This is a genomic window from Chitinophaga sp. YR573 (genome assembly GCF_900110995.1).
Taxonomy (GTDB): domain Bacteria; phylum Bacteroidota; class Bacteroidia; order Chitinophagales; family Chitinophagaceae; genus Chitinophaga.
Window position 1 is genome coordinate 1,579,061 of the sequence record NZ_FOJF01000002.1, and the last position, 15,040, is coordinate 1,594,100.

Annotated in this window: 14 protein-coding genes; 1 reads left to right on the forward strand and 13 read right to left on the reverse strand. The window is 39.7% G+C overall.

Features of this window, described 5'->3' with window-relative positions; genetic code table 11:
* Positions 1-34: 34 nt before the first annotated feature.
* Together BMW86_RS26040 and BMW86_RS26045 are read right to left on the reverse strand one after the other, a co-directional pair.
* A complete protein-coding gene (locus BMW86_RS26040; RefSeq protein ID WP_089785555.1) occupies positions 35-760 on the reverse strand; it encodes a Type 1 glutamine amidotransferase-like domain-containing protein in 726 nt (241 codons plus the stop codon).
* A gap of 442 nt (positions 761-1,202) precedes the next feature.
* Positions 1,203-2,069, reverse strand: coding sequence for an SDR family oxidoreductase (locus BMW86_RS26045; protein ID WP_089785557.1), 867 nt, complete (start codon positions 2,067-2,069; stop codon positions 1,203-1,205).
* 113 nt (positions 2,070-2,182) lie between these two features.
* Between BMW86_RS26045 and BMW86_RS26050 the strand changes: the two genes are divergently transcribed.
* A complete protein-coding gene (locus tag BMW86_RS26050; protein ID WP_089785559.1) occupies positions 2,183-2,518 on the forward strand; it encodes a winged helix-turn-helix transcriptional regulator in 336 nt (111 codons plus the stop codon).
* Positions 2,519-2,933: 415 nt separating this feature from the next.
* On the opposite strand, the gene BMW86_RS26055 is transcribed toward BMW86_RS26050, so the two are convergent.
* From BMW86_RS26055 to BMW86_RS26105, 11 genes are all read right to left on the reverse strand, one after another.
* On the reverse strand, positions 2,934-3,683 hold the full coding sequence (locus tag BMW86_RS26055; RefSeq protein ID WP_089785561.1) for a hypothetical protein: 750 nt from the start codon (positions 3,681-3,683) through the stop codon (positions 2,934-2,936).
* 32 nt (positions 3,684-3,715) lie between these two features.
* Positions 3,716-4,291: a hypothetical protein gene (locus BMW86_RS26060; RefSeq protein ID WP_089785563.1), complete on the reverse strand. Its 576-nt coding sequence runs from the start codon at positions 4,289-4,291 to the stop codon at positions 3,716-3,718.
* A gap of 79 nt (positions 4,292-4,370) precedes the next feature.
* Positions 4,371-5,147 carry a hypothetical protein gene (locus BMW86_RS26065; RefSeq protein ID WP_143056698.1) on the reverse strand — a complete coding sequence of 259 codons (777 nt, stop codon included), beginning with the start codon at positions 5,145-5,147 and terminating at the stop codon, positions 4,371-4,373.
* Positions 5,148-5,589: 442 nt separating this feature from the next.
* On the reverse strand, positions 5,590-7,806 hold the full coding sequence (locus BMW86_RS26070) for an alpha-N-acetylglucosaminidase (protein ID WP_089785567.1): 2,217 nt from the start codon (positions 7,804-7,806) through the stop codon (positions 5,590-5,592).
* A 4-nt stretch (positions 7,807-7,810) separates the two neighbouring features.
* A complete protein-coding gene (locus BMW86_RS26075) occupies positions 7,811-9,232 on the reverse strand; it encodes an alpha-L-fucosidase (protein WP_089785569.1) in 1,422 nt (473 codons plus the stop codon).
* Between the two features lie 284 nt (positions 9,233-9,516).
* Positions 9,517-9,975, reverse strand: coding sequence for a hypothetical protein (locus tag BMW86_RS26080; protein ID WP_089785844.1), 459 nt, complete (start codon positions 9,973-9,975; stop codon positions 9,517-9,519).
* A 74-nt stretch (positions 9,976-10,049) separates the two neighbouring features.
* Entirely contained in the window at positions 10,050-10,760 is a 711-nt protein-coding gene (locus tag BMW86_RS26085; protein ID WP_089785571.1) for an ABC transporter ATP-binding protein, read from the reverse strand.
* A 7-nt stretch (positions 10,761-10,767) separates the two neighbouring features.
* Complete coding sequence (locus BMW86_RS26090; protein ID WP_089785573.1) at positions 10,768-12,003, reverse strand: ABC transporter permease; 1,236 nt, start codon at positions 12,001-12,003, stop codon at positions 10,768-10,770.
* A 3-nt stretch (positions 12,004-12,006) separates the two neighbouring features.
* A complete protein-coding gene (locus BMW86_RS26095) occupies positions 12,007-13,134 on the reverse strand; it encodes an efflux RND transporter periplasmic adaptor subunit (protein ID WP_177189397.1) in 1,128 nt (375 codons plus the stop codon).
* Between the two features lie 20 nt (positions 13,135-13,154).
* Entirely contained in the window at positions 13,155-14,468 is a 1,314-nt protein-coding gene (locus tag BMW86_RS26100) for a TolC family protein (RefSeq protein ID WP_089785578.1), read from the reverse strand.
* Positions 14,465-14,863: a DUF2147 domain-containing protein gene (locus BMW86_RS26105; protein ID WP_143056699.1), complete on the reverse strand. Its 399-nt coding sequence runs from the start codon at positions 14,861-14,863 to the stop codon at positions 14,465-14,467. The genes BMW86_RS26100 and BMW86_RS26105 overlap by 4 nt, the downstream gene beginning before the upstream one ends.
* Positions 14,864-15,040: the final 177 nt, after the last annotated feature.

Below are 15,040 nucleotides of genomic sequence, written 5' to 3' on the forward strand. Positions count from 1 at the left end.
CATGCGTTAGAAAGGTATAGCGCGTGAGTTGTTGTTATATAGCTTGATCGAAGCGTTTCCAGGTTCCTTCTGAGATCACCTCGATGTTTTCGCCGGTGACTATGATAGCGGTCTGTTCGTCAATGGCGTAGACGGGGCAGGGGAGCATGGAAGCCCAGGTGGGGGCATTGGCTATAGAGGCATTGCGGTGGTTTTCGTTGTTGTAGTGGGGTATGATGGCAAAATCGATGTACCCGGCGCCCCGGGCGGTGATGAATGTTTGGGTGAATGTATCGAACCCGATGGTCTGGCTGGTCAGAGGCTGGGCGATGGTGGCAGGCGGGTTGCTGTAGGTTTCGCCGAAGAGGTTACTGGTGGCGATGGCACCAGCGCTGGTTCCCACATAGACCAGATTATCGAGGGTTGGCAAAAATTCGGATAGGCCTGATTGTTTTAACCAATAGCTGATAAACAGCGGGTCGCCGCCCCACACGAGCAGGGCATCTGCTTCGCGGAGCGCTTGTTGCCAAACTGCTGCACTGATGCTGGGGAGCATGGTCAGCTCCAGTAGTCCTAAGGACTTCCAGCCTAACTGGCACATGGCTGAGCCGAGCTGTCCGTTCATGGCTTTCCAAGCGAATTGCGGGCCGCCGGGAAAGGGGTACATTCCGGTCGGTATGAAGAGCGCGTTGGATTCTTCAATGGGTTTACCTAATAGGTTTATTAGTGCATTCTGGATGCTTTGATTGGCAATGCCGCTGGAGGTTAGTAAGAGCTTCATATGTATCGCAAAGATAAAGAAACGCTAAATTTATGAAGGGGGGCAAGCACGCCAAAAGGAAGGGTGGTTTAAGCCAAAAAAATAAAATAATGGTTTTGCTCTACAACGATTTGAGCTTTGACATTCAAAAAGAAAAAATTGATTCAAAGTAAAAGGGCCTCAAATTCAATGATTTGAGGCCCTTTTACTTCTTGTGCCCCGTACTATTCCCAAAACGACCGAACTCGGATAAACTTCGTGGCTTTCCCTCTTACTTCAAAAGTGCAAATGTACTCTAATACGCACTTAAAGCAGACGGCCCCACCATCATTTTTATCACAGTCTTTTACTGTAGTTACCTTTATTAAGTAAGGTTTTAAGTTACTCATTCTTTATCTGTAATTAGTCCTTTTACGCCAAACTTTCAGTATAAACTTCCACATAGGATTTACTCTTCTACCAATTAACTGTATATGTTTTGCAAAAAATCTTTTAAACTGACCGGACTCCTGCCTAGTAGTTGTTTCACATCACTTTTATTGGTATCGAATTCTCCGTTAGCAATCGCGCCACAGAACCTTGCAATGTACGCTGCATCATCTTCAGAAGCACCGGTCTGTATAAGCCATGCAATATATGAACTTACCTCCGGTTGGTGATAAGTTATGGTTTTTCCGGTAATGCCTGATAGTAGGTCAGCAATCTCCGCGAAGGAGAAAGCGGTTTCTGCAGTGATGAAATATTCTTTGTTTTCATGACCCGGAGTAGTCAGTACAACAGCTATCGCTTCAGCCATTTCTGATATTGGCAAAAAGGGAGTTTTGCCGTCTCCGGCAGGAATGGAAATACCATGATTTAATATATCCCTTCCAGATAGTAAGGGAATCATGTCAGCATACATGGTATTATCCATTAAAGTATAAGGAATGGCTGTTTGTTTTAGATAATCAGCTGTGTATGCATGATATCGAACCTCTTCACCCATTATACTTTGTTGTAAATTTTTCATGTCAAAGCTCGTATAGATAATATGGCCAACACCTGTTTCCTTGGCTGCATTGATCGCATTTTTGTGCTGCTCAAACCTCTTGCCTATATCTGATGAAGAAGATACAAGCACCAGCTTGTCCACGCCCTGGAACGCACTTTTTAAAGACTCAAAATCCTGATAGTCGCCAAGTTTTATTTGAAGTCCTTTTGATTGTAATTCTGCCGATTTGGTTTCATCTCTTACCAATGCAGTAATATCGTTTGGGGCTATACCTCTGTTTAATAATGAATTAATGGTGGCTTTACCTAAATTCCCTGTTGCACCGGTTACTAAAATCATATTTTTTGTTTTAAGATTAATTACTTTCGTTATGTAAAGAAACAAATATTGATTTGGAAAAGTTACCCTTGCTTTTGGTAACAAGACAAAAAGTGGTAACCTAAAAGTGACTAATGGAAAATAAGTTAGACCATGCTGACTGTCCTGTTACAGCAACGATAGCCCTGTTTGGAGGGCGGTGGAAGTTGATAATTTTATATGTGCTTTCCAAAAATACCAGACGTTTTGGCGAAATCCAGGTTAGGGTACCGTCTATCTCAAAAAAGGTGTTAACCGAACAATTGAGAGAGCTTGAAGCTGATGGCTTAATCAGCAGGAAACAGTACAAAGAGCTTCCTCCCCGGGTTGAGTATGCGCTCACTGATTTTGGAAAAAGCCTGTGCCCTTTGTTAATTGATATAGCAGCTTGGCAAAGAAAAAATATTGATAATCTAACTAAGGTAAGATAAAGCTTTCCGATTGAAGGCGTAACCAAAACTCCTAATCAACGTGATTGTGAAGTAGTATTTGAGATAGATAAGGATAATGCTCCCTATGTAAACTTGTTACTCAAGTACATCAACTTGACAGCTCTTTACCTGAGCTACAGGCAGAGATCGATCTGAGGTGTATGCAACTTACCTCAGCTGACCATATTGAATATATCGGAATAAGACAGTCAGGTTTTCTTAAGTGTTCCTCCCTTGAAGATAAACTCAAAGCCCTGTTTCTTCATAAGCTGTAGTAGATATTTAGCAGGTTAACATCCTCGATTTTTAAACTTACACACTTACTGAAATAGTCCCTTGATTATTAATAAATTGCAAATAGTCCTTAAGAAAGATTTGTTATACTGATTCGATCTAGGTATTCATAAGCTTCTCTCTATTTAAGACTCCAAATATTTAAGAAATTATCAAACTGCCCCCGTGTAAGTTTACTTGTATCAATATTATTTTTCTTTGTGAATTCAATAAAATCCCTATTTAGAAAACTATTATTCTTTTGTTTAATTGCTTCTCTCTTTGCTTCTTCATATCCTGCTGATGAATATATTTCGATTATCCCAGTCAAATCTTTATATTCAATCTTGAAAAAAGATGTTCCTAAAATATCAGTCCATATTAATTCAATTACATTGCTATGTCTTAACCATAATAATTCAAGGGAGGAATCTCTTTCTAACGAAAAACAATTTACCCATTTGGTAAATGCCTGAGAGGATCTATCGAATTTCATTCGAACCAAAATATTTATGGCTGGAGCTTCGTAAGCATTTTTTATTATCCAAGATTCATCATCTTGTATTTTGCTTAATGGCAGAATTGAGTTGATTAAAAATAATTGTGGTTGTAACTGAATTTGAGTGTATGATAGTGTTACATTATTGGCCCTGGAGGAAAGATCATGCTCTAGCCTATTGAAAGATTCCGTTATTTCATTTGCACGTATTGTTATAAATCCTATCAAAAGTATGCTGATAAATGTTAAGACAGGATTCAAATAATCTCCAAAGGTGCCAAAATCCCCTTGTAATCCAGACAATCCTCCATGGAATTGGTAAATATATACGCCAATAGCTGCTAAAAAAAGAATTGTGCAGATTGTTAAAATATGAGAAAGTCGAATATTCATTTTGGGGCTTGTTTTAAACTGCGTGATATTATTTATAATGCTTTTTTTGCATAATGTGTTTTCAGAAATGTCCCGAAGGATTTCAATGCTAGATCAACTTTACGTGGCTGTTTAAATTGTTTACAGGCATCTTTGAAAAATGGATGGTATTCATTATGATAATATTCAAGTATTGCAACCTTCTTTTTTGGAATTTCCGAGATTTGTCTACTCTTTAAAAATTGACATGCTCTGTAAACGTGCTGGTCAAAAATTGGGTATATATGAGGAGCAATTATATGGAGCAAAAAAATCTGCCAAATAGCTCCTATTTCCCCAAAATGTGTGGTGAAATATTCGAGTTCAAAGCCTTCTTTCAAATGGTTTATATGGAGGATTTTCTTTTGCATATTTATAACGGAGGCCCTCTTTGTATAATGACCGTTAATCTCCATACCGTTTTTCCAGGCGAACAATTTTCCAATATCACCAGTTGTAAACTGATCTTTATCAATTCTGTCCGTGTAATAATGATCTTTATTTGAAGGAATATTCAAAGAAAACCAGAAAGCGACGAACTCTTTGAAGGTTATTTTTTTTTGTTGTAGCGCGAGTAAAGGTAAAAACATAGGGATAATAAAATTTAGTAATCTAATTGGCCTCTTAAATTGTTAATCTGATATACCAATTATTGGTTTAAGACATGACTTAAAACAACTGGCCCGTATCATTTGCTCTGGCAATGTTATTCCCTAACTGGAAAATCACTTTTCCTTCACCTGGAGTAGTTACATTTGATAATATGGTTTCGCGGTAAGGATAGGTTATTCTGCTATGTTGTGGTGAAATATTTCCATTGGCAATAACATTTTCAATTATAATATCCCAATTTGGAACCTCATTTTCAGCCATTAAATCTGATATTTCTGTTGTTTTATACAATTCTAAATTAGTTCCGCCACCATCTACTAACCCAGGGTTTTTGCCTTCTACAAATGGGAATCTTATACTTCCGCAATCGATTTCTCCGAGCTCTGGATGTAAAACAGTAGAAGTATACCAGATACCGCTTTCGTCACTCCCGCTGCTTTTAATTTCGACCGTGTAAATGCCAGGAATAAAAGGAAAAGGCATTCTTACCCCTATAAAACCGCCCTCATGCTCTGCATTCTCCTCAAAACCACCTTCTGAAATACGAAGATTAGTATTATCTCTTGTTTGCCAGCGGCTAAAAAGTAAACCAAATGAATTTGTTGGAGTATGTCCACCATAAGCATTCGGCCTCATAAGATTAGTTTGAAGTCCTAAGTAGCAGCCTGTGTCATTTAACCATTGGTCATATAGAATCAAATATACTCCAGATAGTGTTGGAGATCCATTACTATCAATAGGAGCAGAAGGTATGTTAAGAGTGAATCTCAGTGAATTAATTCTTTGTCCGAAAGTCCAATTAACTGCTGCTTGGTTTTGGGGTAAAGGAATCATATTAAATGTTTTTTGAAAAATTAATCTCTTAAGACTGTTTAGCGTTTGGTTATAATGGTTCAAATCCCTAACTAACCACTGTAAAATTCCAACAGTTGGATTTAGTGATTATATTGGTGAAATTATAATAAATCAAAAGGTTTAAAAATACCAACTAGTTTGTATTTTCTGATCGTATAAATCTACTTTGTTTACACAGTGACATTTTCTGTATACTAAAAATAGTTTCAGAGTGGCAATACGTGGCATGAATATGATTAGAATGCCTTTTCAGAATTCGAACCAATTTGAACTTGAATAAGAGAGAGTTACGTAAAAGTGAAGTCTATATTAAGAAGTAAAACCCACTCTACGAGTGGGTTTTACTTCTTTCAGTGCCCAGAACAAGAATCGAACCCTCACGCCTTTAGTAAACACAATGAAGATGCGATTCCCTTTCCTTCTATTTATACGTCTGATGAACTATCGCTTTATACTTCGCATACAGCTCTTTTGATAAAACAATTGCATCTCCCTGGGTTGTTACAGGATATAACTCCTTCGCATTTACCCATTTCCATTCCCAATTCTTTATCTGATCATCAAAATAAGTATCATCTACCGGTTTTTTCTGACGCATACAACTGTCTACATAGGCAAAATACTGCTGCCAGCGTGCCCTGTAGAAGTTTTTGAGTAACCCGGCCCATTGCCTGCTGGAATACTCATGTAAAGGACTGTTTTTATCTCCCCAAAGAGTGATCAGATCACGGGCGTTACGCTCGTATAAGGTCTTTTCAGCCGGGTTGGTGCCCCAGCTTTTAGCGTCACTCAGCCATCTGCCTAAAAGAAAGTCCTTACGGGTAGCCAGTAATCTGTCCATATCATCCAGTAAGGTCAGGAACTGCTGACTGTATTTCTTGAAGCTCACGCTGTCATTGCTTTTGTATGCCTTTGCCACCTGCTGCTGCAGGGAGTCTGCATAGTTTGCCAGTACCTGACGTGTAACATCTACTATATCATAGCGGAAGCCATCACTGTTTTTCAGCACATCAGCAGCTTTCTGCAGGTGGTCCCAGGCAGCGAGCATTTCACCGGGTGCATAATCCAGCTGTGTTTTTGTACGGGTAGTGGACGTATTAAAGGTAGGACGGCCGGTAAGGATACTTTCCGGGCCACCTTCCGTAAGGCCACCATTGTACACTGTTTTTCTCAGCACATCCCAGGCCAGGTCAGCGTCGGGGTTCTGCTTACCGTAACGGCGTAATGTGTAGTCTTTGAGCCAGGTATCCAGGTTGATGGGCTGATCCCTCCATACATTCTCCAGCATCAGGGCATACATTACAGGGTTCTGCTCAATGCCTTCCGGTGTGAGGCCGATACCTATCATATTGCGGGCCGCAGGGTTGTGTAATGCATTAGCAGGATCATTTGCCACGTTATTCATTCTGCCATACATACTGATATTACCGCCAAAGTTCAGCAGCATACACCAGATCCATTGTTTACCGTAATAACCATCTGTTTTAATCCATTGAGGAGAGTTTTCACTGTAGAGGTCCAGTACAATCATCTTATCATCCGGAGCCGCAGTGAACAATGCCTTGATTTGTGCAGGATGCCAGAATTCACTCTGGTAATGGAACATCCAGCCCTGCATTACCCATACGGCTGCAGTATCTGCCGCTGCCATAGACTGGTAGATCTTTTTACTGATATTATGTAAGTAAAGAGAATCGTTGGTAGGTGGCAGGTTCTCATTGAAAGTATCTGAAGAATAAAGATGGTCCGTACCGAAGGTGCGAATCTCCTCTTCCATAAATCTTTTACCTATCAATGTAAACATAGAATCTCCGGGATCGAGGATATATACATCATCAAAACCAGCATCCCAGTTGGTCTTCTTTACTTTAGCGTTCGGGAATTTATCCTTGAAAGCGGAAGGCACATGTCCTGTAAAAGCAGGCAGTACGGGTGTCATGCCAAGGGATCTTTCTCTTTCCAGGATCTTCTTCTGCAATTCTTCATGACCTTTCATGAAAGACTGTGGCAGGGGACCACCCCATCCATCGATATTACCCATCCAGAACCAGTTGAAATAACAGGGGCCGCTGAAGAAGTTGCTCAGGTCTTTATCTGTTAAACCTAATCCTTTGTATACCCTGTCCCAAACGGAGTTTTGTCCGGTGATAGCCAGTGGCATATTCACGCCATTGAGTGCCATCCAGTCGATCTCCCATTGCCAGCGGTCCCAGTTCCACCAGCTCATGGTGTAGTTGAACGTGCAATAGTTGAGGTAATAGCGATATTGATAAGGAGTGGTTTTGTGTACTTTTTCCTTTACGACAGGCAGCGGAGAGGGAAGGTTTAAGTTAGTCCCGTTCCAGCTGATATCGCAATGAGCATAGTTTTGCAGGTAGTAATTGAGGGCACTGGCGATGCTGAGTCCATTACTACCTTTCAGCAGGATCATTCCGTTTTTACTTTCCAGTTCAAATACATCTTTCCCTTTTTCCTGTGGAATAAAGCTGGTTTCAAAATGGACAGCATGTTCCTTCAGCACTCTCTTTACAAGGTCTGTGATTGCTTTTTTATCGGGTACTGCCGCAGAGGCAGTGCCGGTAACAAATGCAAGGGCCAGGCTTCCGGCACAAAGGATTTTACGAAATGATAGTTGCATAATTCTAGGCTTCAGTATTAATCTTAAATGTTGCGATGTATTTCAGGCCACTTTTCTCCTGTATATCTTTTGGTACTTTGATGATCAGCTGACCATTGTTCAATGTCCATTTCAGTTTTGCCTTTGTACCTAACAGGGATACTGTTTTGATCTTCTTTACATCCTGTACCGGGAAAGTCACTTCTGCGGGCAGATTCACGGTATCACTGTCGGACAGGAAATAGGCGTATACAGATGGTTGGTTCTTAGCTTTGGTAAAATAGATATTTTTATCAGAATATGGAGCTACTGGTACTGAACCATGTATTCCTTCTCCGTTTATCTTCATCCAGTCGCCGATATCCGCTAAACGTTTATAAGCTTCCGGTGCCCAGTCGCCTTTATCACTTGGTCCGATATTTAACAGCAGGTTACCACCTCTTGAAACGATTTTCACGAGTATCGTTAAGAGTTTCAGAGAAGGTTTGTACTGATCGCGGGAGCTATAACTCCAGGAATCACCCATGGTCATACAGGTTTCCCATGGATAGGGCAGTGGCTTATCGGGGATGGATTGTTCCGGGGTGGTATAGTTTTCAAATTCACCTGGAACTGTCCTGTCTACGACGATGAGTCCTGGTTGGTGTGTGCGGGCCATGCCTACGATTTTCTTCATGTCCAGGCTTTGTTTGCCGTTGGGTCTTACCCAGCCGCCATCCAGCCAGAGGATATCGATGGAACCGTAGTCGGACATCAGTTCTTCTACCTGGTTATAGGTATAGTCGTTGAATTTCTGCCAGCGTTCAGGGAATTTCTTCAGATCGTAGTTGATGTTTTCATCTTTTGGCGGGTAGTAGGACCACCAGAAGTATTCACTGTGCCAGTCGGGTTTAGAAAAATACGCCCCAATCATAAAGCTGTCTTTACGGAAAGCGCTGAAGATCTCTTTTGCCACGTTGCTGCGTGGGTTGGAAGAGAAGGGTGTATTAGGACTGGTGATCTTGTAATCTGTTTGTTTGGTATCGAACATACAGAAGCCGTCGTGATGTTTGGTAGTGAATACTACATAGTTCATACCGGCTGCTTTTGCAGCTTTAGCCCATTTCTCCGGGTTAAAATCTACCGGGTTGAAGGAGTGCTGCAGTTCTTCGTATGCCTTTTTATATCCGAAGTAATCAGCACTGTAAGGGCCTTTACGCACTACCCAGTCAACCGGACAGATGCTCCAGCTTTCTACTTCGTTCCAGATGGTGTAAGTGCCCCAGTGCATGAAAAGACCGAATTTCTGGTCCTGCCATTTATCTAATTTTCTGATTACAAGCGGATCTTTAGGAGCCTGGTAATCGTTTGACATTTCATGCACGCCTTCATTGGCCTGCGCAACCGCAAATTTTACCGGTAATTGCAATGATAAAAGTACCGAACAAACGGCTAATGTTTTTCTCATATATGTACGACCTGTTTAAGTTCTGTAAGATCATTGAATTATTGGGTTTAAGATATGCATATTTTACCTGATACGCATGTCCGTTTAACAGGGAGAATGGATTTTTCTATAAACAGGCGGCTCTCTCAGGAGCCTTTTTCTGCAATAAGGCTGATGATAAATGTATTTACAACCGATATAAGTCCCCTCTAAATAAGGGGGACTGGTATAGGGCTTATAGGGGACTATGAGGGGGCTTATATGGGGCTTATACTACCTGATGAGTAGCTAAAAAGGCGGATAATTTATGGTACACGTACGTACATCTCTATAATCTCCTGATTAACCTGCAAGCCTTCTATTTTCTCAATTCCTTTCTGGATTAAAGTATCCTCTTTTACCTGTAAGTTGAAGGTAAAGTCTTTATCCTCCCATTCCCTGTAATTGCAGTATGTCAGGTGTTCTGTGTAGGTTTCGCCGGATAATGTATATGTACCACTTCCGGTATCGTATACAGCTTTGGTAGAATCTTTACCATGTTGCAGATCGTGTTTGAAAAAGGCAAAGTGGGTATTGTTTAAGATTTTGATCATTTCCTGCCCTTCGACGGGGAAGGTGATAGTGGTATCTTTACCTTTGATCATTTTGGCGGCGAACATACGCCAGGTACCATTTATGGGTGATGATTGTGTAACGGTAACGGTTGTTCTGGTACATGATGTGCAGGCTGCGACAGCAAGAAAGATTAAAGCGTGTATTTTCATAGAGGAAGTTTCACTAAAAATAGTGAATCTCTTTTTAGTATTAAATATAAGGTCCATGTTGGATATGAAATTCTTTAAAATACATCATTAAGTTTTTTCCCATGGCTGATTATTTTGCCATCCGCCAGTTCAATCGTCCGGTCACTGTTCCGGGAAAAATCATTATCATGTGTAACCGCAATAATGGTTTGCCCAAACTCATGGGCTATTTGTTTAAAAATGTCAAATACAATCTGGCTATTCTTACTGTCCAGGTTCCCGGTCGGTTCATCGCACATAATAATTGCAGGATCATTGATCAGTGCCCTGGCTATAGCTACCCGTTGCTGCTGGCCACCACTTAGTTTTGCGGCCGGTTTTAATGCCTGATCCTTAATACCTAAAATCTCCAGCTTGTTGTATGCTCTTTCCTCCACTTCCTTATAGGAATATTTCCCAAGCTTTAATGCCGGGATCATCACGTTTTTCAGGCAGGTAAACTCAGGTAGCAGGTAATGAAACTGGAATATAAATCCAATACTCCTGTTCCTCAATGCAGCTAATTCATTAATTTTCCTCCCGGTTATTATTTCATTATTAATAAATAATTCTCCTTCATAAGAGGTATCCATCGTACTGAGGCAGTAAAGTAATGTTGATTTTCCTGAACCGCTTTTTCCTACTAATGTTAAAAATTCGCCTTTGTATGCTTCGAAACTGATACCGTCTAACACCTTAAACTTAATAGGGGCGTAAAAATATTTTCCTAAAGACCTGGTGCTTAGAATAACTTCTCTATTTTTCATACTCAGATTATTTTCTAAAAATTTCGACCGGATCTACTTTTGCTGCTTTTCTTGCAGGGAAGTACCCGGCGCATAATGTAATAAATAAGCCCAGCACAGTACTTTTTGCAAAAAGAGCAGGTTCAAAATGTATCGGGAAATAACCTACAGGTCCACCCATGTATATAGTGGACATGATCGCAATAAGGACACTCCCAACCATCAGGCCCATTAGTGTACCAATGAATCCCATTATAAGGGCTTCCATCAGGAATATCCTGATTACATCTTTTCCTGCAAACCCGGTTGCTTTTAGAATAGCAATGTCATTTATTTTTTGTGCTATTGTTGAACTAAGGATATTGTATATGCCAAATGCTGCTACAACTAATATGGATAGAGATATAGCACCCATTAATGTGCCTCTTGTCTTTTCTGTAGCTAATACATCTGCATTCGTGGTTTTCCAGTCTTCTACTTTATAGGCCGTTAATTGCTGCAGCATCGCTGCATACTTTTCACTATTGTCAGGATCAGGCACGTTTACGAAAATATCGCTTACGTAAGAAGGCCCTTCTTTTATAAATTGCTGTGCAGCACTGAGATTCATGTAGGATTTTGCATTATCGGTTAAGCTGTTGCCACTGGAATAAATGCCTACGATCTTCATTACTTTTACTACATTGTAAGAGGAGGTTACAGTAATGTTGTCATTAATGCCGAGGTTCAATTTTTCTGCAATACCACTTCCGATGATGATGCCATTGAGGTTGCCTGTCAGTCTGTTCAAATTACCTGCCACTATATATTTCCCTGTTTTGAACATAGCGTCATATTCAAGGATATCTACACCATACCCATTTCCCCGTAGCTGTGCTTTACCCCGGTTATAAAATGCGTCAAAACTCACCTGTGCAATCGCATTCACAACATATGGCTGTTGTTTAATTCTTGACAGCAGTTGTTCCGGATTAATTATTTTTTTTGAGTTTGTTGTAATCTGAGGGTTTATGATAACGGTCGTATGCCCTGAATCCCGGGATGAGATCAGGGGCTGGCTCAACTCGTCGTTTTTATAGATTTTGATATGAGGACTGTTTTTAAACATTTCACCTTTTGAAAAGGTACCAAAGCCTGATGAAAGGGAATTCATAAACAAATATACCCCAACACCAATCGTAACACCTAACGCGGCTACAAATGTTTGCCTTTTCCTGGTAATGATATGGGTAAACGCGATGTCCGTGTTTATGCTTTTTCTCATAAATTATCGTTGTAATTGTGCTCCCGCCTCAGATATATTTGTTTTATTGGCATCCAGGTTGTCAGTAATTAATACCGTATTATCATCTATGCCACTTAATATTTCCACCCATTCATTACTTACAAACTTTGTAACAACTTTTACTTTTTCTTTTTTACCTTCCACCTGTACATATCCTCCGAAGTCAAGGTATCTTCTGGGAATAAGCAGTGCTTTTGCTGTAACAGTCACTACAATATTGCTTTGTAATTGGGTATTGACAATAGTAAAATCTAAACTGTCGGAAAAGATTAATTTACAGATGAAGGATTGGCTGCTCTCATCAAAGGCAGGATAAATTTCCTTTACGCTGCCTTTGTAGATCTTGTCCTTATTGGTGTTCAATTGTATGAATGCTTCCTGTCCAACCTTCACTTTTCCAATATTACCTTCATCAATATTTACTTTGGCATATATATTCCGGGGATTGCCAATTAATGCAATGGTTTCTCCTCTTTTTACATAATCTCCAGGTTTCTTATATACCTTCAAGATTTTCCCCGCTACTACTGCATTTACTTTGTTTTTCCCGGTTACTATTTCGTTTATTTTTTTTGTTGCTTCAGTGCTGATAACCTGTTGATCGGCCTGTTGTTTTAAAATCTTGAAGTTCTCCAAAGCACTTTCATAATTTGACCTTGAAGTTTTATATTGAAGCTCTGCATTATCCAGGTCTATTTTGGCAACACTGTTCTTTTCCCATAATTTTTGATACCGTTGCATATTAATTAAGTCCAGGTCCATTTTCTGTTTGTCGATGATAATGGTATTCTGAGCTTGCTGCAAAGCAGGGGCATTGCTCATTGTGTTTTGATGTGCTATATTATACAATTCAATAGCACTTTCTTCATTAAAGAAGGCTTCTTTATTATTTACAACGGCTAATTCCTGATCGGCATCAACAAGATCTCCTTCTTTAAAAAATACCTGTGTCAGGTAACCATCTGCCTGGGCAGTAAGATCATAGGTAGCATCTGCTTCAAGAATACCGGAGGCAAATACTGTCTCGGTAACGTCTTTCCTGATCGGTTTAGTTTTCTCTGTTTTTTTGCCGCAGGAATAAAAAAGAAAAACAGAAAGTAAGAACGGCATAATCCGAATAAGTTGTGGCTTCATTTTATTCTGTTATTTATATCAATTTTTGTTTTGGCAGCAAGCACAGATACCTGCGATGAAACAAGGGTATAATTGCTGTTTACCATGGCATTATAACTATCGAGAGTTCGCTCGAAACTTACCAGATCTTCCTTATACAGGTCCAGGTATTTCTCATAATTCTCCTTCTTTAGTAAAAATATTTCTTTGTTGGCCGTAGCCTGGCTTACTGCTTTGTTATAGTCTGTATAGAGCTGCTGTATTGTTAATTCTGCCTTTATCTTTTGTTGCTCTGTATTTTTCCTGGCCAGTAAATAGTCATATTTGGCTTTTGTAGTCTCGCTGATGGTAGAAGATGAAGGCATTGGGAGCTTTATTTTAAAACCAAAATAACTGCTGGACATCCATTTCACATCGTTGTCAAAGAGTTTTCCACGCGTATTATTCTGCTGACTGGTATTACTCTGGTAAAAGGAAATTGTTGGATATTTTGTATACTTTTCCTGTTTCCAGGTGGTTAAAGCTATTTTTTCTTTTAGCATGCTGTTGGCTAAAGCGATATTATTGGTTTCAATAGTTGGGTTGAGATCGAATTCAGTTAGCGAAGTTTTATTTACAATCTCTATATCTTCCTGCTCCGGAATATCGCAAAGGATTTTTAGTGCTAAATATTGTTGTTTTATAAGATACCCGATCTGATTTTTGTTTTCTTTGGTAGTTATAAGGTTTATGTTTGCATCATTTACATCCTGCTGCTTTATAAGACCTTCATTCAATTTGTTTTGGGTAATTTTCAATAAGCTATCGGAAATGCTTATGTTTTGAATGGTACTGGCAAGTTCTTCCTGGAGTGATACGATGTTACAGTAAGTGGTAGCAATATTTTCCCAAAGCTCTTTTATTGTGATCTTATTTTCTGAAGTGCTGCTTTCTATATTAAGCTTAGCCAGCTTCAGATTTACCCAACCATTCACGTTAAGCAATTTTAGTTCTATATCCTGGTTAAAACTGGTTACATAAGGAATGCCTGACTTCACTTCTTTATAGGTACCAGCTTCCCCACCAAATGTTTCTGCGGGGAAAAGGGTGACAGGCAATTTGGTATTATGCGTATAGCTAAGTGAGGTATTCCCGGTTGGGTCCGGAATACTAAGGATGGCAGCCAGTTTGGCTTTTTTAGCCTGGTCTATCCGGATATAGCCGGATTGAATAGAAATGCTTTTGGATGTAGAATAACTCAAAAGTGAATCTACAGATGTAAAGATCTTTTGCGATTGAACAGTACCAGTGCAAAAAAGGGATATAATTATCAGCCAAATAATAATCTTCATTTGTTATTTTTTATTCTTGTCAGGTACACAGTCCTGGTTATAAATAGTTTCCTGACGATCATCTTTAACCGATCGTTATCTATTATTGAAATAGTTGCATCTGCTTCCATATCTGCATCAGGAGGCCGCATGGTGCCGGTAAATTTTTGAGAGGCTTTATCGTATTTAAGTTTCTTCAGGACAAGAGTCCCGTTTTTTGAAGGACTATTTTTGTCATTTATTATTTTGCCGTAATAGGCACTATCTGCTGACTGGTATATTTCCATTTCAAGGGGCTTATCCCTGATCTCACTTTTCCAGTTGCCGGTAATATTTCCGGGTGTTTGGCCCAAAGTTGATAATCCATAAAAGAGAAAGGCAGCCACAATGCCAGAATGTTTAACTAATGATTTCATATGCATTTATTGTGGCCCAAAGATTTGGATATATTCTGTATGCTACAATTGATTGTAGCCTGAGATGGACAAAATGGAAACTGAAAGGCATAGCGGAATACTGCGTGGTAAGGCTGCGCAATAATCAAGTGACAGGCAGGGGTTATCTGCCTGTATTAGATAAAAGAGAATCTGAAA